18 protein-coding genes and 1 tRNA gene are annotated in these 21,474 nt (G+C 53.5%); 4 read left to right on the forward strand and 15 right to left on the reverse strand.

Features of this window, described 5'->3' with window-relative positions; translation table 11 throughout:
- Positions 1-727 (reverse strand): hypothetical protein (locus KIH26_RS14990; RefSeq protein ID WP_213446505.1); only part of this gene is annotated, 727 nt, incomplete at its 3' end.
- A 116-nt stretch (positions 728-843) separates the two neighbouring features.
- Between KIH26_RS14990 and KIH26_RS14995 the strand changes: the two genes are divergently transcribed.
- Complete coding sequence (locus KIH26_RS14995) at positions 844-1,854, forward strand: hypothetical protein (protein ID WP_213446506.1); 1,011 nt, start codon at positions 844-846, stop codon at positions 1,852-1,854.
- An 18-nt stretch (positions 1,855-1,872) separates the two neighbouring features.
- Here KIH26_RS14995 and KIH26_RS15000 read toward each other — a convergent pair whose 3' ends face one another.
- Complete coding sequence (locus KIH26_RS15000; protein WP_213446507.1) at positions 1,873-3,201, reverse strand: tyrosine-type recombinase/integrase; 1,329 nt, start codon at positions 3,199-3,201, stop codon at positions 1,873-1,875.
- 346 nt (positions 3,202-3,547) lie between these two features.
- On the opposite strand from KIH26_RS15000, the gene KIH26_RS15005 reads away from it, so the two are divergent.
- Positions 3,548-5,227, forward strand: a complete 1,680-nt coding sequence (locus KIH26_RS15005; protein ID WP_213446508.1) for an AMP-binding protein — start codon at positions 3,548-3,550, stop codon at positions 5,225-5,227.
- A gap of 87 nt (positions 5,228-5,314) precedes the next feature.
- Here KIH26_RS15005 and KIH26_RS15010 read toward each other — a convergent pair whose 3' ends face one another.
- The 8 genes from KIH26_RS15010 to KIH26_RS15045 form a co-directional block, all read right to left on the reverse strand.
- Complete coding sequence (locus tag KIH26_RS15010; protein WP_213446509.1) at positions 5,315-5,791, reverse strand: nucleoside deaminase; 477 nt, start codon at positions 5,789-5,791, stop codon at positions 5,315-5,317.
- Positions 5,792-5,795: 4 nt separating this feature from the next.
- On the reverse strand, positions 5,796-6,560 hold the full coding sequence (locus tag KIH26_RS15015; protein WP_213446510.1) for an ABC transporter permease: 765 nt from the start codon (positions 6,558-6,560) through the stop codon (positions 5,796-5,798).
- 14 nt (positions 6,561-6,574) lie between these two features.
- Positions 6,575-7,405, reverse strand: a complete 831-nt coding sequence (locus KIH26_RS15020) for an ABC transporter ATP-binding protein (RefSeq protein WP_213446511.1) — start codon at positions 7,403-7,405, stop codon at positions 6,575-6,577.
- A 116-nt stretch (positions 7,406-7,521) separates the two neighbouring features.
- On the reverse strand, positions 7,522-8,568 hold the full coding sequence (locus KIH26_RS15025; RefSeq protein WP_213446512.1) for an ABC transporter substrate-binding protein: 1,047 nt from the start codon (positions 8,566-8,568) through the stop codon (positions 7,522-7,524).
- 187 nt (positions 8,569-8,755) lie between these two features.
- Entirely contained in the window at positions 8,756-10,000 is a 1,245-nt protein-coding gene (locus KIH26_RS15030) for a M20 family metallopeptidase (protein ID WP_213446513.1), read from the reverse strand.
- On the reverse strand, positions 9,997-11,835 hold the full coding sequence (gene uraD, locus KIH26_RS15035) for a 2-oxo-4-hydroxy-4-carboxy-5-ureidoimidazoline decarboxylase (protein ID WP_213446514.1): 1,839 nt from the start codon (positions 11,833-11,835) through the stop codon (positions 9,997-9,999). The genes KIH26_RS15030 and uraD overlap by 4 nt, the downstream gene beginning before the upstream one ends.
- Positions 11,832-12,776 carry an allantoinase PuuE gene (gene puuE / locus KIH26_RS15040; RefSeq protein ID WP_503005240.1) on the reverse strand — a complete coding sequence of 315 codons (945 nt, stop codon included), beginning with the start codon at positions 12,774-12,776 and terminating at the stop codon, positions 11,832-11,834. Before puuE ends, uraD begins: the two co-directional genes overlap by 4 nt.
- Positions 12,777-12,778: 2 nt before the next feature.
- Positions 12,779-13,459, reverse strand: coding sequence for a GntR family transcriptional regulator (locus tag KIH26_RS15045; protein ID WP_213446516.1), 681 nt, complete (start codon positions 13,457-13,459; stop codon positions 12,779-12,781).
- 70 nt (positions 13,460-13,529) lie between these two features.
- On the opposite strand from KIH26_RS15045, the gene uraH reads away from it, so the two are divergent.
- Together uraH and KIH26_RS15055 are read left to right on the forward strand one after the other, a co-directional pair.
- Positions 13,530-13,883, forward strand: coding sequence for a hydroxyisourate hydrolase (gene uraH / locus KIH26_RS15050; RefSeq protein WP_213446517.1), 354 nt, complete (start codon positions 13,530-13,532; stop codon positions 13,881-13,883).
- Positions 13,884-13,938: 55 nt separating this feature from the next.
- Complete coding sequence (locus tag KIH26_RS15055) at positions 13,939-14,925, forward strand: tripartite tricarboxylate transporter substrate binding protein (RefSeq protein ID WP_213446518.1); 987 nt, start codon at positions 13,939-13,941, stop codon at positions 14,923-14,925.
- A 17-nt stretch (positions 14,926-14,942) separates the two neighbouring features.
- Here the strand turns inward: KIH26_RS15055 and KIH26_RS15060 are convergent, their stop codons facing one another.
- From KIH26_RS15060 to KIH26_RS15080, 5 genes are all read right to left on the reverse strand, one after another.
- Positions 14,943-18,356: a hybrid sensor histidine kinase/response regulator gene (locus KIH26_RS15060; RefSeq protein WP_213446519.1), complete on the reverse strand. Its 3,414-nt coding sequence runs from the start codon at positions 18,354-18,356 to the stop codon at positions 14,943-14,945.
- Positions 18,357-18,366: 10 nt separating this feature from the next.
- Complete coding sequence (locus tag KIH26_RS15065; RefSeq protein WP_213446520.1) at positions 18,367-19,482, reverse strand: response regulator; 1,116 nt, start codon at positions 19,480-19,482, stop codon at positions 18,367-18,369.
- A gap of 2 nt (positions 19,483-19,484) precedes the next feature.
- Entirely contained in the window at positions 19,485-20,393 is a 909-nt protein-coding gene (locus tag KIH26_RS15070) for an esterase/lipase family protein (RefSeq protein WP_213446521.1), read from the reverse strand.
- Positions 20,394-20,485: 92 nt separating this feature from the next.
- A tRNA-Met gene (locus tag KIH26_RS15075) sits at positions 20,486-20,562 on the reverse strand.
- Between the two features lie 36 nt (positions 20,563-20,598).
- A complete protein-coding gene (locus tag KIH26_RS15080) occupies positions 20,599-21,375 on the reverse strand; it encodes an enoyl-CoA hydratase (protein WP_213446522.1) in 777 nt (258 codons plus the stop codon).
- Positions 21,376-21,474 lie beyond the last annotated feature (99 nt).

Below are 21,474 nucleotides of genomic sequence, written 5' to 3' on the forward strand. Positions count from 1 at the left end.
TGAAGGGTTCAATTTTGAATTTGAACTTGCCTTGAAAACGCGCCAACGATGCCATAACCGCACCCTTGCCAAATTGATGGCTGTGGTGCAGGCTGGGAATTGCGATCTTGAAAGCGCTATGCGTTTCGGGATCAGCTTCGCATGCTTCGATGGTGATGACCTCATCGCACATTGGGAACAATTTTTCAGCGGCATCTTGGAGTTTGTTAGCGCCTCCAATGATGACCATGACGTGATTGCTTGCGGTCTTTGCCACTTGGCGCAGTTTGAACAAGGCGTGCATCGTTCCGGAATCGTCAAGCGTCACGCCATTTTGCAGAATAACGTTCCAATCGCCTTGTGCGCTTTGCTTTTCAGTTCCCTTGATGGTTTTGCCAATCACCATGAAGGCGGCATCCGACAACCAATTAAAGCGATGATCCACTTCAAGACTACGGACAAAGCGTTTAACACCAGCGGGTGGTTCGGGGTAGATGTTGTTAGCAGCTTCGACGTGAGCCTTGTTGCGTTCACCTCCACCGTGCCATGTGCGGATGATTTTGGGTTTGGGAAACTGAATACCTAAATCTGCGCCACCTTTCATAACCTGCTGTGCCATTGTCTGACGTGCTACTTCGCAATCGACTGCGCCATCGACGAGAACCACTGTCAAGCCAGTGGAAAGGCTGATGGGGTTATGCATTGCTGCCAAAGTTGGCAGCGATTTTGTTTTCAAGATTTTTTTCATGAAAATCTCCTTGAGAGAAGCTAGATCGCGTAGCGCGATGTGCGCCACTATCCCCTAGCCCAATTTATTTACAGGTGCTATAGTGTGATAAATGAAAATAGGTATGAAATTAGGTAATGATTAATTTAAAAATGCAATCTGATCTGTGGGAAACCATGTGGTCAGCACGGCAAGCTGTGCAATATTTTCTGCTTGACGACAAGCAGATGCGAGAAGATGGTGTTCTCGCAAGACGTATCAATTCAAGGCTCGATTCTTGGTTTGATGGTGCAAAAGGTGCGTTGCTGCAAGATGAGGTTTTGCGAGAAGAAGTGCCAAATCTCTCGCATATTCTTTCGCGCTTAGACGAGCATATGCTTGAGCGTAAGTTGACACGAGAGCTTTTGTTTCCTCCACCGCTCTGGATGCGTTTATTCAAAGAGTTGCAATTTCCCATTCAAGCGCATGCAATGAATGAGTTAAAGTTATGGCAGTTAAGAAACGAGGCTAAAGGCAGGTACTTTTTGTACAAGTACTGGAATGAGAAGAGGCAGAACTACATCGGCCCCAAACATGAGCCAACGGGGAAGCATGGCCGCACAGCACTTGAGCTAGCGAATGGTGATCTGCCTGACAAGCTCACCAAAATGGTGCTCGCCTTAAATTGGATCGTTGAAGCTTATGCAGGCTTCAAAGTAAAAACTAAGATAAAACCTGTTCCTGATGGCAAGGTAACGCCACGTAAGTCAAAACGGAATTTGCAGGAAGTCGAAGCGATCCAGAAAGCTATAGCTTCAAAGCCAAGCAAGCCCGGCAAGCGACGCAACATCAAGGCTCTACGAACACAGTATGGAACTGGCTGCGTAGATGCTGTTGAGCAAGCATTGGAGCACTGCGTTGAACGTCGGAAATCAAACGTCATTAAAGGCAGTAGTGACAATCGTCCTTACTCAACGTCATTAAGCCCGCTAGCGTTGATCGAACATCTGCAAGGCAGATACAGAACTGTCGCAAGGTATGCGGTCAGCACGTTAAAGCCTGTGCTCGGCCATTTTGTTCAAACACCGCGCGGACGACCGCCCACGCTGGCCGAACTGTCTGAGCGCGAATTTCAGGCAGCGAAGAAATCTCAACGCAAAAGCAGATAGCGCTTGATTTTCAGTTGTTCAATAGTCGCTTGCTTCAGGCTTAACATCCAAGATCAACGGCTCATCTCGCTTGCTTTGAATATAGTTTGCCCAATCTTGCATCAATTGCCTGCGTCGTTCGACCATATTAGAGCGTTGATAGGCCTGCACTGTCTTGTCGCCAACAATATGCGCGAGCGCGATTTCCAAAATATCGGGTTCGTATTCACCAACTTCCGCTCCCCATGTTCGGAATGAGGCTCGAAATCCATGAGCCGTATGCGATAGTTGCATGCGCCGCAGCAACTGGGTGAACGTCATGTCACTGAGGATGGCTTTCTTGGTGTTGGGAAAGATCAGACCTGTGAGTTTTTTACCATCCAACAGATTCTGTGGTTGAAGCAACTTGGCTTGCTCAAGCACCGACCATGCCTCGTTCGACAATGGTACGCTGTGTTCGCGATTGGCCTTCATGCGTTCTGGAGGGATTTTCCAGATGCGTTTGGCCAAATCGATTTCTTCCCATACTGCGCCGCGTACTTCACCTGAGCGTGAGGCATTCAAGACAATGAACTGGAAAGCCAACTTGACGGTATCCGATGATGTGCTGTTCATCACTGCTTTCATGACCGCGCCCACTTGTTCGTGTGGGCAAGAAGCGTAGTTGGTCGCCTCTTTCTGCTTGCCTAGTGTCATCTTGATTTGCGTCCATGCTTCACTGTCCAACCCAGCGCAGTAGCCCATTGCCGCAGCATAGTTGATGACAGTACGAATCCGCTGTAGAACACGACTCAAGGTTTCAGATTTCTTTTTCCATTCGGGTTTTAGGGCATTGCGGATGTGATCATTGGTAATGCTGCCGACTGGCTTGTGTCCAAAATGCGGGAAAGCATAGGTGGTGAGGGTGTTGATCCATTGATCGCTGTGCTTTTTGTTCTTCCAATCATCTTTGTGAATCGCGTGGTACTCCTCAGCACATTGTTTGAATGTCCGCGCCAGTTTTTCAGCGTTGGCTTCGGCCACTTCCCTCGCTTGCCGCTCTTCCTTGCGCTGAGTCATGGGGTCAATACCATCGTCAAGCAGTTGACGGCAACGGCGTGCGCGGTCACGAGCCTCAGCCAGTGACCAGTCTGGGAAAGAACCCAGCCCCATATAGTGAATTTTTTTGTTGAGGGTGTACCGAAAAGCCCAAGACTTGCTACCGCTCTTACTCACTTGGAGATAAAGTCCAGCACCATCGTGGTGGAAACCGGGAACATCCAGATTGCGCACGGCAACGGCTGTGAATCGCTCACGTGCGCGACTATGAGGAGCAGGTTCAGATTTCAGTTCGACGGAGGGGTTTTCAGAGCCGGGTTCGCTTTTCATATATGCGATTTTATCCACATTTATTTATGCGATTGACGAGAATCCTTGAGATTAAATGCGAGAACATGAAAGTTCAAACTCTAGAAAAATCTCAATCAAATCAACAGCCTAGCATGCGAATGATAGGTTATGATAGTGTTTGAGTGAAAAGTAAATAACGTCGTCCGCTCCGCCAAATCAAAGAAAAGCCACTTCAAGTTATTGAAGTGGCTTTTTTCATGGTCAAAGCCAATAGCCAAGCACAAAAGATCGAGCCCTCTACCTAAGTCTGCCCAGTGTTTCCCCGATTGTTCTGGGCAAGCACTGCCTCTAGGATGTATCTTTTGCGACCACTACAAGGATTTCCATGGCCTCCTCCAAACTCATTCTCGATTACGTCTACGAGCACGAAACAAATCGCGCCAGTCAGATCTATCTGACGCAGCCTACGGGTGGTGGCAATGTGGTGGACTACACATGGGCGCAATTGATGGATCAATCGCGTCGGATGGCCACGTATTTGAAGGCGCAAGGCTTTGAGCCAGGCGCACGCATCGCTATCCTCTCCAAGAACACCGCGCACTTCATCATGGCCGAGCTGGCTATTTGGATGGCTGGCTACACCACCGTGGCTATCTTCCCAACCGAAGGCGCAGACACGGTGAACTATGTGCTCACGCACAGCGAAGCCAAGATGCTGTTTGTGGGCAAGCTCGATACATGGGATAACCAAATCGGCGGTATTCCTGCAAATCTGCCCTGCATCGCCTTGCCACTCTCACCCAAAACCAGCTACCGCACCTGGGACGACATCACCAAGCAGACGCAGCCGATTGCAGGCAAACCCGCACGTGATGGCAAAGACATCATGTTCATCATGTACACCTCTGGCTCCACCGGCACACCCAAGGGCGTGATGCACAGCTTTGAGCGCGGCACAGCAGCCAGCGTGGGCTTTGATGCCTATACAAACCGCGAAATTGGCGCGAACTCACCTTACCGTGTGCTCTCTTATCTGCCGCTGGCGCATATTTTCGAGCGCGCCTGTGTGGAATGCGCTGGCTTCATCGGTGGCCGTGGCCGTATCTTCTTTGCCGAATCGCTCGACACCTTTGTGCAGGATTTGCAGCGTGCGCAACCGACTGTATTTATTTCTGTGCCGCGCCTCTGGCTCAAATTCCAGCAAGGCGTGTTGGCCAAAATGCCGCAGAAAAAACTCGACAAACTGTTGGGTATTCCTATTCTCGGCGGCATCGTGAAAAAGAAAGTGCTCACCAAGCTCGGTTTGCAAAACGCTTTGCTCGCTGGCTCTGGCTCCGCACCGATTCCACCCGCCTTGCTCGAGTGGTATCGCAAACTTGGCCTCAACTTGGTCGAAGGCTTGGGTATGACGGAAGACTTCGCGTTTTCTCACACCACCCGCAAGGGCAGCGCCAAGCCCGGTTATGTGGGCTTCGCGCACGAGGGCGTGGAGCGACGCTTCAGCGAAAGCGGCGAATTGCTGATCAAATCGCCCGGCACGTTTGTGGGCTATTACAAGCAGCCAGAACTCACCGCTGAATCGTTCACCGCCGATGGTTTCTTCATGACCGGCGACAAAGGCGAGCTGAGCGCCGATGGTCAACTCAAACTCACAGGCCGCGCCAAAGAGCTGTTCAAAACAGCTAAAGGCAAATACGTGGCTCCTGCGCCGATTGAGAACATGATCAATGAAAGCCCAATGGTTGAGCTCTCCATGGTCTCAGGTATTGGCCAACCAGCAGCTTATGCTTTGGTTGTGCCTTCCGAAGCCCTGCGCCCACAGCTCAAAGACCCAGCCGTGCGCGCTGAATTCGAAGCCGAGATGAAAGCCGTGCTCGCTCGCGTGAATGCGAAAGTCGCAGATTACGAGCAACTGGCCAAAATCGTGGTGGCACGCGAGCCTTGGAGCATAGAGAATGGCCAGCTCACACCCACGATGAAAATCAAGCGCGCCAAGATCGAAGGTGGCGTGGCTGCGAATGTGGATAAATGGTATGAGAGCAAAGGCCAGGTGATCTGGGCTTAACTAGAAGTTTGATGAATTGCTACTGATTCAGTAGCATTCGGCGCAGATCCTTTCAAGGGTCTGCGCCGATTTTCTTTGTGTATTGATTTATTGCTTTTGCCAGAAGCCGGTGTGAAGCGCGGCGATCTCTTCTTCCAATTCTGGCACTGGGCCAATCACTTCAATCGCTTTTTGGCCGCGTGCAAACACTTCACGGCAGGGCAGATTGAGCGTTGGGTTTTGGGCATCGTTGCCGGTGAAGGAAAGCAGTCGCTCTTCGGTCATGCCAAAGACAACACGGCCAATGTTCGCCCAATACAAAGTACCCGAACACATAGCACAAGGCTCCACATTGGTGACCATGCTGCATTGCCACAAATACTCAGCGCTGTACTTTTCTGCTGCGACGCGAATCAATGTGGCTTCTGCATGGTTGACAGTATTGATATTGCCTTGGCGCATCAACACGGTTTCGCCATCGGGCGCAATCAAGATCGCACCAAATGGATGGTGACCTTGGTTCATCGCCTCACGTGCTACTTCGTTGACCAGACGAAGCGCAGCGATCACTTGCTGTGGATTCATGGTCTTAATGGTTCTGTGAGCCGCGATGCGCCCAAGCCGTGGTGTGCTTCTCGATGTAGGAGAAGAATTCATACATCGCCATCGCCATCACACTGATGAGCACCAAACCAGCAAAGGCCAGCGGCAAACGCTGTTGGCTGCCCGCAGTTTGCATCAGCGAGCCAATGCCCGAATCACCTGCCGTCATCTCCGCGAGCACGGTACCCACGAAGGCCAAGGTGATCGCTACCTTGAGGGAGCCGTAGAAATACGGCATGCAGCGCGGCAGACCAATCTTCGTCAAGATATCCCAGCGCTTCGCGCCAAGCACACGCAGCACATCTTCCAGCTCAGGCTCGAGTGTGGCCAAGCCCGTGGCGATGTTCACCGTGATGGGGAAGAAGCTGATCAGGAAGGCGGTAAGAATGCCAGGGCCTATGCCAATACCAAACCACACCACCAGAATTGGCACAATCGCCGCTTTAGGCACAGCATTGAAGCCCACCATCAATGGATAGAAAGCAGCATAGGCCATGGGCGAAGAGCCCACGATGAAGCCGAGCAATACACCCACAACAATAGCGATACCGAAGCCCACCATCGTGACCCAGAAGGTTTGCCAAGCGGCTTTGAGCAAGGGCTCTTTGAACTCCACAAACTCTTTGGCGATTTGCAAAGGGCTGGGGAAGATGAATTCAGCGATATTGAAAATGCTCACGATGGCTTGCCATAGCAGCAGGATCAAGATCAAAACCGCCAGCGGAGCGAAGCGTTCAAAATTTTTCGTCATGATCTTCTTCCGCCTTACTGAGGAACGGCTGCGCCGGTTTTACGAATGGCACCAATATGCCCGCGCAACTCTTGCACGATGGCGGTGAATTCAGGGGTGTAAGTCACTTCCAAATCACGTGGGCGCGGTAAATCAATATCGCGCTCGACGATAAAGCGTCCGGGGCTCTTGCTCATGCAATACACGCGATCCGCGAGAAACACGCTCTCGCGCAAATCATGCGTGACCAAAATCACATTGAATTTTTGTGCGGCATGCAGATCACGCAGCGCACACCACAGCTCCTCGCGGGTGAACGCATCCAGCGCACCGAACGGCTCATCCAGCAGCAGCATTTTGGGCTCATGAATCAGCGCACGGCAAATCGAGGCGCGCTGTTGCATGCCACCCGAGAGCTGCCAAGGAAACTTCTTTTCGTAGCCGCCCAAGCCGACTGACTGCAAGAGCTTGGCAGCGCGCTCTTCATACTCTTTGCGTTTGGATTTGAAATTGCTGCGATAGGGCTCGACGATCTCCAGCGGCAAGAGCACGTTATCAATCGTCGTGCGCCAGGGCAGCAGCGAAGGCGCTTGGAAAGCCATGCCGGAGATTTTGAGAGGCCCGGTGACCGGCGCGCCATCCACATGAATTGTGCCCTTGCTGGGCATCTTCAAACCCGTGGTGAGTTTCATGAAAGTGGATTTGCCGCAACCCGAAGGGCCGACGATGGCGATGAACTCGCCCTGTGTCATTTGCAGAGAAATATCCTCTACGGCGAATTGGCCTTGGGCTAGAAGCTCGTCGTTGTAGGCAAGCCAGACATTTCGGAAATCAACAAACGGGCGGGTTTCGGTGGGGGACGTCATTTTTAGTACCAAATCAACTGATTGACGGCGTATTTATTGCGTCGAATGCTCACTAATAGATAGCAAAAAACCAGAAGTTTTTGAAGGCTTCTGGTCTTTCATGGGGAACGCTGCGCTTACTTCTTCACGGCAGGCAAAATATTGAGCTCTGCCTTGCTGGGCAAGAAGCTGCCATTCCACACATCGTCCACCTTCACGCGGCTCTTGGTGTTGAATGCATCAGAGACTTGCGAAGCCATGAGCGACATGCGGCCTGGGTTGATCTGACCGAAGCCTTCGGTGCGCGCATCCGCGCTGTTGATCACGGAATCGATAGCGAGTTTGAGGCGGCGCTCTTCGAGGGCGACGTTAATGATGCCATCGCGCGCCTTCACTGAATCCATGGCTGCTTCAGGTTTGGCCATCACTTCTTTGGCACCTTTGGTGAATGCGGCTAAGAAGGCTTTGACAGCCGCGGGATTTTCTTTGATCAGCTTGGGGCTGGCAATGATGGCGTTGCCATAGAGCTTCACACCGAAGGCTGAATAAGGCATCACCACAATGTCTTCTGTTTTCACGTTACGCGCTTCCAGATTAAGCAAGGAGGTGAAGGAAAAGCCGGTGATCGCATCGACATCACCGCGCGCGAGCATGGTCTCACGCAGGGGTGGATCCATCGTGACCCAGTTAACTGCGCCTACACCATTGGCTTTTTGGAAGATCGGGAAAGCGCGGCGGCCTGCGTCAAACACGGGAGCGCCAAGTTTCTTGCCCACCAGATCCGCAGGCTTGCTGATGCCGTTTTTCTTCAAGGTCAGCACGGCAGCTGGCGTATTGTTGTAAACCATCATCACCGCAACAGGCTTGTTGGGAGCATCTGGGTTGTTGGCGTGGAATTCCATGAGCGCAGCCATGTCGGCGAAACCCATGTCGTAGGTGCCGGTCGCGACGCGTTGAACGGCAGCGCCTGAGCCGGTGCCGGCATCCAAGCTCACATCGAGCTTGGCGTCTTTGAAATAGCCTTTAGCGATCGGGCTGAGAAACAGTGCCGAAGGCCCCTCGAAACGCCAATCCAAAATGAACTTGACGGGTGTGTTGGCTTGCGCAAAAGCGCTGGTCGCCAAAAGAGAAGCAGCGGCGATGCTCGTCGCGGCGAGGGTTTTGAGGGCAGAACGCTTGTTCATGAAAGCTCCAGAGAAGAAAACAAAAAAGGGCGATTAGGTCGGCACTTAAGCGTCACACGAGAAGATGTTTGCAAGAAGAGTGCCGCTCAGACAACGCACTACGCTCAGCCCCTGTGCACAGTTCGCGTGCGGATTGTATACAACTTGATGCTTAAATCGGTGCGCGGAAACCCGTAATGGGGCGGGTTTACACCATCAAATCATGCAAGCTGCGGGCGATGACCTGGGTGGCGCGGCGCAAATCTTCCAGATTCAAGCGTTCGTCTGCACGCTTCGCATGGGATTCCAGCACCGTACGGGGCCCCGCGCCATAAATGACACCGGGAATACCGCGATCCACATACAAGCGCACATCGGTGTACAGGGGGGTGCCCAAAGCAGGAATTGGCTCACCAAAGACTTCGCCACCGTGCTTTTGCAGGGCATGCACCAGTGGCTGATTACCCGGCAATGGCTTCATAGCTTGGGCGAGCAGCATGCGGCGGATATCGACCTTGATCGCACCGGAGCCGCGCGGAGGCTGATAGCTTTTGGCGGCTTGTGCGATGGTGTCGCGAATGCTTTGCTCCACCTGCGCCGCATCTTCTTCAGGGATCATGCGGCGATCCAGTTTGAAGCTGACTTTGCCAGGCACCACATTGGTATTCGTGCCGCCTTCGATCAAACCGATATTGAGATACGGGTGCGTGATGCCTTCTACTTTTGAAGTGATCTTTTTGTAATCGGCATTGAGCGCATACAGCGCGCTCATGATGTGATTCGCGCCTTGGATCGCATCTATGCTGGAATCAGGAATCGCCGCATGGCTCATTTCGCCATGCACCGTGACTTCCATTTGCAAGCAACCGTTGTGCGCCACGATCACTTGGTAGCTGAAGCCTGCGGCGATCATCAAATCTGGCTTGGTGATGCCTTCACTCAGCAGCCAATCGGGGCCGACTTCGCCGCCAAACTCCTCGTCATAGGTGAAGTGAAGTTCCACACTGCCTTTGCTCGGCTTGGCCACAGCTTCGAGAGCACGCAGCGCAAATGTGAAGGTGGAGAAATCGCACTTGCTCACTGCGGCTGCGCGGCCATAGATGAAGCCATCTTTCACCTCGCCGCCATAGGGATCCACGCTCCAGCCTTCGCCGGGCGGAACGACATCGCCATGCGCATTGAGTGCAATCGTTTTGCCACCATCGCCAAACTTTCTGCGCACGATCAGATTGGTGATGCTCTCAAGGCCTGCCGCCTTCACAGCGTCTTGCGGAGGTGCATGCTTCTCGGCTTCGTAACCAAAGCCCTGCAGCAACTCGGCCGTACGCAGCGCATGGGGGGTATTGTTGCCCGGCGGTGTGTCGGTTGGTACGCGGATGAGTTCTTGCAGGAAGCGCACCTGTTCGTCAAAGTGTGCGTCAATCCATGCGTCGAGTTTTGCGAAATCTGTCATTGATCTTTTTCTTGAGCTAAATTGTTGAGCAGTTGCATGAAGGCATCGATGCCCAGCTGCATATCGTCTTGCGTGGTGGATTCAAGTGGGTTATGGCTGATGCCAGAGTTTTCGCCGCGCACAAAGAGCATGGCTTGCGGCATGATTTCGTGTAGCTTCATCGCATCATGGCCTGCACCGCTGGGCATGGTGAAAATCGGCAGGCCGGTGGCTTGCACAGCCTTTGTCCAGCGGGCTTGCCATGCCGCATCAGAAGGGGCAGCGGCGACGCGCATGGTTTCTTCCAAGGTGTAGCTCACGGCGCGACGCTCGCAAATGGATTTCAATTGCGCGATCACATCATTCACCAACGCATCGCGCTGCGCATCGGTAGGCGCGCGAAGATCGAGGCTGAAGCTGCACTTGCCAGGCACAACATTGATCGAGCCATTGGGCACATTCAGCATGCCGATGGTGGCCACCGAATCACCATCCTTGGCTGCGCGGCTTTCCATATACACGCTAAGCTCGGCGAGCGCCGCGGCAGCATCGCGGCGTGTGGCCATGGGTGTCGTACCGGCATGGCTGGCTTGGCCGATGATCTCTCCGAGGTAGCGCACGCTGCCGTTGATGGAGGTGACGACGCCCAGCGGCAAATTCATGGCATTGAGCACAGGGCCTTGCTCGATATGCACTTCCACAAAACCAAGGTAGTTGGTTGGATCACGCTTCAAAAACGCTATTTTATTCATAGCATCTTGCGCAGATTCTGTGCCGGCAAACAGCATATTTTTCATCAAAATGCCATCGCTGTCCGCTTGTTCGAGCCATGCAGGATTGAAGTGCCCGGTCAGCGCGCCAGAGGCCAAAAAAGTGGCTTTGTAGCGCTGGCCTTCCTCTTCTGAAAACGCGACGACTTCAATGCCAAAGGGCAAACGCCTGCCCGTTTTGTGCAGCTCACGCACACACATCATGGGCGTGAAGAAACCTAAGCGACCATCGTACTTGCCGCCATTGCGCACCGTGTCGTAATGGCTCCCAGTGAGCAATGATTTCTTAGCGGATTTTTCAAGCGTTTTAGGCATTTCGACGGCATGGATACTGCGCGAAGCGCTATCTGATTCATAGCATCCAACCACATTGCCCAGCACATCGATTTCAACCGAATCAAAGCCGCACTCGCGCATGCGAGCGGCGATCTCTTGCGCGCAGGCCTTGTGCGCATCGGTCATGTAGGTGACGGTGAGTTGACCGTTTTCTTTGAAGCCGGGATCGCTGTGTGCACTCAGGCTTTCATGCCAATCCCAGAGCTCGCTGCCCAAGTCAGGTTGAGTAGCGAACTTATCGTTCAAACGGATTTCAGCGATGCGGTGGATGTTGCGCAGGCATTCAACCAATTCGAAATCCGGATGACCGTGCAAGCGACGTTCAAACGTAGCGATGATTTGCTGGCGAGTGAGGCCAAGGCCACGCGGCCCACGCACCGCGAGGATAAAAGGCCAGCCGAATTTGGCGTTGTAATCCGCGTTCAGCTTTTGCAGCTTGGCAAATTCTTCAGCGCTGCAGTTTGTCAGCCCAGCTTTGCTTTGCTCATGGGTGGACTCCGCTGTGAGCGATTGGCTCACCATGGCTTTGCCCGCCAATTCGGGGTGTGCGCGAATCAAGCCAAGCTGTTGCTCGCGGCTGGCTTGCGCGACGACTTGCGCCATCGCGTATTTGAGTGCGGCAAGCGTGGTGAACGGGCGCTGCGCCATAGCAGCATGCGCAATCCAAGCGGAGTGCTCGTAGGTGCCATCCAGAAGAGCTGTGGCTTCATCCTGTGAAGCCGCATTGAGTTGTTGTAATGTCAGAGTCATAGCGATGGATGCACTTTCGCCCAATGTTGTGCAATGTCAATGCGCTTGGCCACCCATACTTTGTCAAACTGCGCAATATGGTCGAGAAAACGCTGCAGCGCCGCGATGCGCCCAGGTCTGCCGAGCAAACGGCAATGCATGCCAATATTCATCATCTTGGGTTGATTCAATCCCTTGGGATCGCCTTCCGCGTAGAGTGCATCGAATGTGTCTTTCAGGTATTGAAAAAACGGATCGGCATGCGAGTAGCCCTGCGGCAAACTGAAGCGCATGTCGTTGCAATCGAGCGTGTAAGGCACGATGAGCTGATGCGCATCTGTGCCATCCGTCTTGCGCAGCTTCATCCAAAACGGCAAATCATCGCCGTAATAATCGCTCGCATATTCAAAGCCTTGATCAGCAACAAGGCGAAGCGTATTCGGGCTATCTCGCCCGGTATACCAGCCGCTGGCCTTGATCCCTAGAGATTTGAAAATCGCCAATGCCTCTTGCATATGCGTGCGCTCAAGGTCTTCAGGCAAGTTTTGATAATGAATCCATTTGAGGCCGTGGCAAGCAATCTCATGACCGAGTTCTTGAAATGCAGCCGTCACATCCGGGCAGCGCTGCAAAGCGGAAGCCACGCCAAACACCGTGAGTGGCAAATTCCGCTTTTCAAACTCCCGCAAGATGCGCCATACGCCTTGGCGCGAGCCGTATTCATAAATACCATCCATGCTCATATGCCGCGCTGGGAAGCTGGCGGGATTAAACATCTCGGAAAGAAAAGTCTCAGAGCCTGCATCACCATGCAAGACATGGTTTTCGCCGCCTTCTTCGAAATTCAAAACGAATTGCACTGCGATGCGCGCGCCGCCCGGCCATTGCGCATGCGGTGCATTTTTACCGTATCCCGCAAGATCACGCGGATAAGCAGCGGTGCTGTCGTAAATCTGTGCCACGCTCAAAGCCCTGCAAAACTGGCTAAGGATTCGTAGGATTCGCGCGATGGTTGATGCTTTTGGAGCTGAAGATTGTTAAATACTTGGCTCAAATGTTGATCCATCAAGGCCACGGCTTTTTCAGCATCGCCTTTGGCCAATGCTTCCACAATAAACGCATGTTCGTCATTGCTCTCTTGTGCCGCATGCGTGCTTTGATACATCAACGTGATCAGCGCACAGCGCGAAATCAAATCACTGAGCAGCTCGGCCAGCACGGTATTGCCCAAGAGCTCGGCCATGCGCACATGAAAATCGCCCAGCAGCTCAATACGGCCTGGCGCATCACCGCTCTCGACCGCAGCTTTTTCTTGGGCGACATGCTCAAGCAGTGTTTTGATCTGCGCAGGTGTTGCCTGCTCAGCAAAATGCCGCGTCATCTGCGCCTCTAGCATGCGGCGCACCTCAAACACTTGAGCCGCCTCTTCAATCGACGGTGAGGCAACAAAAGCGCCTCGCGCAGGCTCCAGCACAATCAGGCGTTGATTTTCAAGCTGATAGAGCGCTTGCCTGACCAAAGTACGCGAGACACCGAAATGATCCGCGAGCTTTTGCTCAACCAGCTTGACGCCAGGCGCGAGCCGATGCGCCACAATCGCTTTGGTGAGCGCTTGCACGATGTGTTGGGTGGTGGAGACTTCCATTGTTGCTAACCCTGCAAAGCTGATCAGCGAAATTGTATACACTAATCTGCGAATTGAAGGAATCTTGGCCATGGGCTTATCCACACACGTTTTAGACACCATGCACGGCTGCCCGGCCGCTGGCATGCAAGTGAGCTTGCATGAGCTTCGCGGCGCAGCTTATGCCCACGTCAAAAGCTTCACGCTCAATGCAGATGGCCGCAACCCCGATGGCCCTTTGTACGACAACGCCAGCCTGAAAATCGGGCGCTACCGCTTGAGTTTTGATGTGGCCGCCTATTTCCAGAGCAAAGGTGTGGCCCTGCCCGAGCCAGCTTTTCTGGAGATTGTGAATTTGGATTTCGGTATTGCACATGCTGACCAGCACTACCATGTGCCGTTGCTGTGCTCGCCGTGGAGCTATTCCACGTACCGAGGCAGTTGACACGTGTTTGTCATGTCAAATCAAGAAAATTGACATTATTTTTTGAGAATTTCATATGCAAAATCGCCGTCTAGCACTCATCAATACTGCGCGAGCTGCTACTGTTTTAATAGCATTTCCTCAGATCGCGCGTGCACAGCAGAACGCCACAAAAATCATCGTGCCTTTCGCGCCCGGCGCTGGCACCGATGCGGTGGGTCGCTTGGTGGCGCAAAAGCTGGGGGAGGTGCTGGGCACGACCGTGGTAGTAGACAACAAAACCGGCGCTGGCGGAGCGATTGGTGCGAAATTCGTTGCAGACGCTGCGCCAGATGGTCAAACCCTGCTGTTAGCCGCTGCGCCCTTCACCACCGTACCCGCTGCGCTTGCCAATGCAGGCTACGATCCTGTGCGCCAATTTGCACCAGTGGGCATGATCGCCAGCGGTCCTTTGGTTTGGGCGGTGAACAAAGATTTGCCTGTGAGCAATATGCGTGATTTTGTGCAGCTGGCCAAAGCCAGGCCCGGCTTTTACAACTACGGCAGTGCAGGCGCAGGCGGCATCAACCATCTGGTGCTGGAAATGCTGAAAAATCGCGCGGGCGTTTTCGTGACGCATATTCCCTATCGCGGCATTGCACCCGCCACGATGGACATGATTGGCGGGCAAATTCACATGGTCACGGGCACTGTGCCTGCGCTCAATCCCTTCATCAAGGATGGCCGCGTCAAGGCGCTGGCCGTGACGGCCTCCAAGCGCTCTAGTGCATTGCCCGATGTGCAAAGCATGGCCGAGGCTGGTTTTGCGGGTTTTGATGTGCTCAACTATTTTGGCCTGATGGCCCCCAAAGCCACACCTCATGCGACGATAGAGCGCTTGAACGCAGCGCTGGGCAAAGTGGTACAGCTGCCTGATGTGCGCGCCCGTTTCGCCTCCGATGCGCTGGAGCCTGTCAGCTCATCCAATGGCTCGCCGGCTCAGTTGGCCAGCTTCATCGAAAAAGATTTTTCTGGCTGGCGGCAGGTCGTCACGGCTCAAAATCTGAAGATTGACGCTGCCTAAACGCGGCTGTCAATCGCTCAAGGCTTCCAGGCAGTCAGCGCCGCCAGCGTCGCATCCGTCAGCGCATCAATTCGCGCGATTTGGTCTTCTGCATCAGTTGGCCAACCGCTGGTCTTGCAAGCATGCTCCAGCACAGAGCAAGCGTCTGACAGCACGATCGCGCCCACATTCGAGGCCGCGCCTTTGAGTGCGTGTGCGCGCAGCGAAAGAAGCACAGGATCAGTCGTGGCCAAACTGTTCTTGATGTCATCACGGCGCATGGGGGCGTCTTGGATAAAGAGGCCCATCACCTCGCGAGTCATGGAGAGTTCTTCATCGTCAAACTCTTTGAATTGCTCTAGGCGAGTCCAGTCAATCAAAGCTTGCTCAGACTCATTCTGAGGCGCTTTTTTTATATCTTTTTCGGCGATAGCCGGTTTATCTTCTGCGCTGAATGCTATTGAATTAGTAGCGTCGACATCGGCGCGCGCATACTGTGACAAGCCAGAGGAGAGCTCATCAATGCGCAGCGGCTTAGGCAAGAAACCAATCATGCCAGCATCTAAGCAGCGCTGGCGGTCTTCCTCCATCACAGAAGCTGTCAATGCAATGATGGGCGGCGCTTTGCTACCGTGTGCGCTGATGATCTGACGCGCGGAGCCGTAACCATCAAGCACTGGCATATTGGCATCCATCAGCACCGCTGCAAAACGTTTGCCTCCCGCCTGAAGAGAGGCAGCCACGCTATCCGCTGCTTGCTGGCCATCCATCACACTCACGGATTCATAGCCCAATTTGGTGAGCATACTCACAGCCACTTTGATGTTCACCAAGTTATCGTCAGCGACCAAAATGGTTTGATTTTTCACAGCTGACTTCTTCTCTGAAATCACCGCTTGAGAAGCGCCGCTGTTCGCGTACAGCAAGCGCGCCAAGATATTGAAAAGCTGCGATTGGCGATAGGGCTTGAGCAAGCGCCCCTCAAATTGACTCGCTTCGCCCTCGCTGGGAAGCGTACCTGAGGTCAGCAAAACGAATCGCGCCTGAGGCTTGATCTTGTGCACGGCCTGAGCAAACATGACACCATCCATCTCTGGCATATGCATGTCAGTGATCACCACATCAGCATCACGTATGGAGAGCCATTGCAACGCATCGGGTGCGTTGTCAAAAGCCACAGTATTCATCTTCCAGCGCTTGAGCTGCTTATCCAAAATCTGAATGTTGACGGGCATATCATCCACAATCACGGCCAGCTTGCCTTCTAAGCTCGCCAATTCAAGGATGGAGCTTTCAGATTTATCAGGGGCATCGCTGTAGTTCATGCGCGCAGTGAACCAGAATGTCGAGCCCTGCCCTGCCTCAGATTCAAGCCCCACCGCTCCGCCCATCATCTCGGCCAAACGTTTGCAAATGGCCAGCCCCAAACCTGTACCACCATATTTGCGGGTGGTGGATGCATCCACTTGGGTGAACGATTGGAACAGTGCACCTTGGCGCTCTTTAGGAATGCCAATTCCCGAGTCTTTCACGCGAAATTCAATCAGCGCCCCAGGCTGCGAGATGCCGTCAATCACACGGTTCAGATCGAAATCTTCTTTCAGATGCGCTGTGACAAAGATCTGGCCTTTTTCGGTGAATTTCACAGCATTGCCTAAGAAATTCAACAAGATCTGGCGCAGCCGTGTGATATCACCACGCACCCACGGCGGCACATCATCACCCACATCGATCAGCAGCTCCAGCCCTTTCTCGCGGGCGCGAGGCGCGCCGATATCGCAAGCTTCTTCAATAGCGCTCTGTACAGACAACGGCTCGTTTTCCAGATCGAGCTTGCCCGATTCGATTTTGGAGTAATCCAAAATATCGTTAATCACCGAGAGCAACTGATCACTGGACACACGCATGGTGTGTAAATAGTCTTTTTGTTCGTTGCTCAGCGGCGTATCGGCCATCAGCGTCGTCATACCCACCACACCATTGAGTGGCGTGCGGATTTCGTGGCTCATGGTGGCAAGGAAGGCTGCTTTGGCTTTGGCCGCTTGCAAGGCTTCTTCGCGCGATTCTTCAAGTTGCTGAGTACGCAGAGCAACGCGCTCTTCCAGATATTCGTTGGCTTCTTGCAAGGCTTGCTTTTGCACCTCGATAGCCGCACGATGCGTTTGAATTTCCTCTGCACTGTCATGCAAAGTGCGCGCCAATTGCCGCACTTCCAAAATCTTAGCTTGGGATTGCAAAGCTGGTACCTGCCCTTGCCCCATCTGAACAGCGGAGTGCATCAATGATTTGAAGCGATTGGAAAATCGCCAAGCGATGATCGCCGCTAACAGCGCACCGAAAACCACCACGCCAGCCATTGAAAACAAAGCATTTTTGAGGCCGTCTTGTACTTCACTAGAAAAATCAAGCTCGGGAGCGGCAACCACCAAAGTCAGAGGCAGGCCCAAATGCTCGGCAAAAGGCCGCATCGAAACCAAAGTATCGCCCACAGAAGTTTTGATCGCGCCATTGAAGCGCTCGCGCTGCACCGAGTCTTGCTTGTATTTGCCAATCAGCGGCTTCATTTGTGCGAACACCTCGCGCTGGATCGGATTGGCGCTGCTGCTGGGCGGTTGTCGATCTAATTTACCTGCTTGCTCCACGAAAAGAGGATCGCCTGCGGAGGTCGCGACCAACATACCGGAGTCATCCACGATGAATGCGACGCCACGCGACGAGATATTGATAATCTGCAAAGCCTCGGACAATTGCTTCAAATACAAGTCAGCGGCGAATACGCCGAGCACACCGCCATCATCCTCAAACACAGGCTGCGCCACAGTAATTACCAGTTGCTTTTTCGATGCTGATAAATAAACAGGCGTAAAAATGCGCTCGCGCTTGCTCAAAGCTTGGGTATACCAAGGGCGTGTGCGTGGCTCGTAATTTCTTGCTTCAGGCTCTAGTTTCTGGCTGCGATCGCCTGGCACGGCGGCTGAATAAAATTGCCGCCCTTCGTCCCCTTGGCGGCGAATGCCGATGCGTATCAAGCCTGTACCACCGCGCGTGATCTGCTCGACACCGTGGAATTCGCCCTTGTTCGTTCCAAAATACAAATAAGGTACATCAGCGGCCATGCGCGTGAGCGATGTGGCTAATTTCTCAAATTCCTCGGGTGAATTGAGCAGACGACGTGCTGTTTTGGTTTGCGAATCGCTTGGAGCAGCTGGCACCAAGCCATTCAATACCAGCCCTGCATTTTGTAGTTGTACTTCTGCATCCGCCTGCACACGCTGAACGACGTCGTTGATGATTTTTTGCGAAAGTTTATCAACGGTTTGAATGTTGCTTGAGTAGAGCAGCCAGCCTACCAGCACTGCCGGCACGATTGCAAACAGCAAGAGCAATGTCATCGACATGCTGCGCACTGTCCATCCGCCGCGCTCCTGCCGGGCGTGCTCCAACTTCGTCATAAATCGTCCTTCAGGCGTGCAAGCCAAGTATCTCTACAGCGTCTACAGCGCCTTGTCTGCCAGGCACACTCACCATGCCGCGCCTTCCAATGCGTGCTGCTCGATCCAGCAAGATATTGGTTTGTACGGTCGCGGCAATCGCCCAATCAGGCGGCTGGCTGCCCTGGAAGAATTTCAGTGTGGTGCTCACAGCCTCACCCACAGGTGTAGATTGCGAGCTGCTTGAAAACAGGCCATCCAACTTAGTGAAGGTCACCGGGCCGCTGTGCAGCGCGATATTGAGTCCGAATTTGGGTTGACCTCGATCACCAAAACTCTGTTGCATGAAGTTGTCCAAGCGTTTGCAGCCATCGAGCAAACCCATGGCCGCCTTCACAGCGCGAAGCGCATGATTGACGGATTGACTGTCGCCACTGCCCACAAATACACAGAGCATGCCATCGCCCACAAATTGCATATGCCTTGCGCCAAACAAATGCACGGTATCACCCACACCAGAATAGAACTGCGTGATCACGTCACCCAATTCATTGGTAGACAAGCGCTGCGTCCATTGCGTGTAATCTCGCACATCGGCATACAGCACAGTGGCACTTGGGTGGCGCTCATTGCCTTCAAACTGCCCGCTGTCAGGCCACTGTTCGGACAATTCTTTGGCCATGCGCTTTTCATACAGACGGCCAATTTTCTCTTGCTGCTCGGCTAAAGCGTTGGTGACAGCACGATCCACGATTTGCGCCTGAACTGCTTCAGCACGCACCAGTTTTGACAACTGCGCATTGACAGCATCACGCAGCTCTTGGGGTGCAAAAGGCTTGGTGAGGTAATCATCGGCACCTGTCGTCATGCCTTGACGCATGTGCGCGCGGTCTTGCAAAGACGTCAGCAGGATAATTGGGGTGGTGGTCGTGGCTTCGTCTGCGCGTACGGCTTCCAGCACGCCAAAACCATCCATATTTGGCATCTGCACATCGCTGACCACCAAATCGGGTTTGTGTTCGCGAATCAATGCCAACCCTTGTGCGCCATCTTCCGCGGCCAGCACGTCATAGCCTTCTTTTCGCAACACGCCTGAGACCAACACGCGCGTGCTGGCATCATCATCCATCACAACGATCAATGGCATGATCAGTTCTCCAGTTGGCCCAAGCAGGCCTGTTGTATTTCGTTGGCAAAAACCAGCTGCACATGCGCATAGCCAGCAATGTGTCGATTATCCGCGCCCGATATGGTGGCTGTACTGGCGGGGAAAACGATATTGTCGCAATGTGAGTAGTAGCAAGTGCAATGCTTTGCAAAATTGTGGGGCAAACGCGACGCATTATCCGCCAGCCAGGGGCTGCCTCGGCGCATTTGATGCCCGTTTTCGGTATGAGAGGCTGCCGCGATGGCGGTGCCCTGGTGTGGGGTGCCCAGCGTGAAAATATGGTGAATGCGCTTCATATCACCATCTCGGCCCACATATTTCGCAGCCCAAGCGCGAATCGCGAGCCCACCCATGCTGTGACCTACGAGCACTGGCGGCATACCCGTGGCCTTCTCGACCTGCCTTATCGCTGCTTCCACCACATCTGAATAGTCACTGATCGAGCCATAGGCCGGCTCCAAATCCACCGATACAAAAGCACGTTGCCGCGAATGCAGTTGCCTCATCCAGTCCGTCCACAGCGCACGATTACAGAAAAAACCATGCACCAGCACCATACCGCGCTGACTGGGCGAGGATTTCAAATGGTCAGCAATCGCACGGTATCGAAACGGCTGCCACCAAGCAAACACCTGGGTCGCAACACGCCACTCTGCAAGCCAAGCTTTGAGCCACTGCCTGAGGCTTGCTGGATGGACGAGGGTCTCTGCGCGATTGATCTGAGCCGCCCAAACGCATTGAATCCCTAAGATCAATGGCGTAAGCAGCCATGGGGCGAGCAGGCAAACAGTGGCCCACGCGCGCTGGCTATCCCAAAGCCAAGCTGCAAGTGAGTACGTCAAAGTCAAAACGCCGAGGTTAATCAAGCGCTGAAGCCATGCATTTGTCATCTTTGCATGATACCGACGGATGCTTGCGGCTCGTTGAGGCGTAGCATCCAAAAAAAAATCCCCACCAGCTTTGGCCGGCAGGGATCGATGTTTGGTGGTGATAGGTGGATTTGAACCACCGACATCAGCATTATGAATGCTGCGCTCTAACCAACTGAGCTATATCACCGAGAGCCAAGATTATACCGAAGATTGCTCAGTGGCTTTATTCGTGCTTGAAAGCCGCTTTTCGCTTGTTCACAAAGGCATCCATGCCCTCTTTCTGGTCTGCCGTGGCAAACAGCGCGTGGAACAAGCGGCGCTCAAACATCACACCGTCACTCAAACCGCTCTCAAACGCCCGGTTCACGCTTTCTTTGGCTGCCATCACCGCGATTTGACTGTATTCGCAGATCATGTTAGCTGCGGCCAGCACCTCGTCTTGCAGACCCGCCAAAGGCACAACTCGGCTGACCAGCCCGGCTCGCTCAGCCTCGCTGGCATCCATCATGCGGCCCGTCAGCGCCAAATCCATTGCCTTGGCCTTGCCCACCGCGCGCGGCAGGCGCTGCGTGCCGCCCGCGCCGGGGATGATGCCCAGCTTGATCTCGGGCTGGCCAAATTTGGCATTGTCCGCTGCGATGATGAAATCACACATCATGGCCAGCTCGCAGCCACCGCCCAAGGCGAAGCCGCTCACGGCCGCGATCACAGGTTTGCGAATGCCGCGGATGGTTTCCCAGTTCTTAGTGATGTAGTCGCCTTTGTACACATCAGCAAAGCTGTAAGTGGCCATCGCACCAATATCAGCGCCTGCAGCAAAGGCTTTTTCACTGCCGGTGATGATCATGCAGCCGATCTTTTCATCAGCATCAAAGGCCTTAAGCGCAGCGCCCAACTCGTCCATGAGCTGGCCGTTCAAGGCATTGAGTTGTTTGGGGCGGTTCAGTGTGATCTTGCCCACTGAGCCGAGCGTTTCTGTGAGGATGAGTTCGTATGTCATAGGCTGATCATAGCTTTGCTTGGGGAAAATCGTCGTGAAACAGCGATTTCCCGACTGCCCGGTTGGGGAATGGGTTTTTCGGGTAAATTAGAGATTGGA

The sequence above is a fragment of the Variovorax sp. PCZ-1 genome, from assembly GCF_018413605.1.
In the GTDB taxonomy this organism is placed as follows: Bacteria; Pseudomonadota; Gammaproteobacteria; order Burkholderiales; family Burkholderiaceae_C; genus JANMDU01.

Coding starts and splice junctions, on each gene's coding strand:
- KIH26_RS15070 (WP_213446521.1), bottom strand. CDS start 20,393: ATGACAAATGCATGGCTTCAGCGCTTGATTAACCTCGGCGTTTTGACT.
- uraH (WP_213446517.1), top strand. CDS start 13,530: ATGGGCTTATCCACACACGTTTTAGACACCATGCACGGCTGCCCGGCC.
- KIH26_RS15010 (WP_213446509.1), bottom strand. CDS start 5,791: ATGAATCCACAGCAAGTGATCGCTGCGCTTCGTCTGGTCAACGAAGTA.
- KIH26_RS15055 (WP_213446518.1), top strand. CDS start 13,939: ATGCAAAATCGCCGTCTAGCACTCATCAATACTGCGCGAGCTGCTACT.
- KIH26_RS15065 (WP_213446520.1), bottom strand. CDS start 19,482: ATGCCATTGATCGTTGTGATGGATGATGATGCCAGCACGCGCGTGTTG.
- KIH26_RS14995 (WP_213446506.1), top strand. CDS start 844: ATGATTAATTTAAAAATGCAATCTGATCTGTGGGAAACCATGTGGTCA.
- KIH26_RS15030 (WP_213446513.1), bottom strand. CDS start 10,000: ATGACAGATTTCGCAAAACTCGACGCATGGATTGACGCACACTTTGAC.
- KIH26_RS15020 (WP_213446511.1), bottom strand. CDS start 7,405: ATGACGTCCCCCACCGAAACCCGCCCGTTTGTTGATTTCCGAAATGTC.
- uraD (WP_213446514.1), bottom strand. CDS start 11,835: ATGACTCTGACATTACAACAACTCAATGCGGCTTCACAGGATGAAGCC.
- KIH26_RS15060 (WP_213446519.1), bottom strand. CDS start 18,356: ATGACGAAGTTGGAGCACGCCCGGCAGGAGCGCGGCGGATGGACAGTG.
- KIH26_RS15080 (WP_213446522.1), bottom strand. CDS start 21,375: ATGACATACGAACTCATCCTCACAGAAACGCTCGGCTCAGTGGGCAAG.
- KIH26_RS15025 (WP_213446512.1), bottom strand. CDS start 8,568: ATGAACAAGCGTTCTGCCCTCAAAACCCTCGCCGCGACGAGCATCGCC.
- KIH26_RS15000 (WP_213446507.1), bottom strand. CDS start 3,201: ATGAAAAGCGAACCCGGCTCTGAAAACCCCTCCGTCGAACTGAAATCT.
- KIH26_RS15005 (WP_213446508.1), top strand. CDS start 3,548: ATGGCCTCCTCCAAACTCATTCTCGATTACGTCTACGAGCACGAAACA.
- KIH26_RS15015 (WP_213446510.1), bottom strand. CDS start 6,560: ATGACGAAAAATTTTGAACGCTTCGCTCCGCTGGCGGTTTTGATCTTG.
- KIH26_RS15045 (WP_213446516.1), bottom strand. CDS start 13,459: ATGGAAGTCTCCACCACCCAACACATCGTGCAAGCGCTCACCAAAGCG.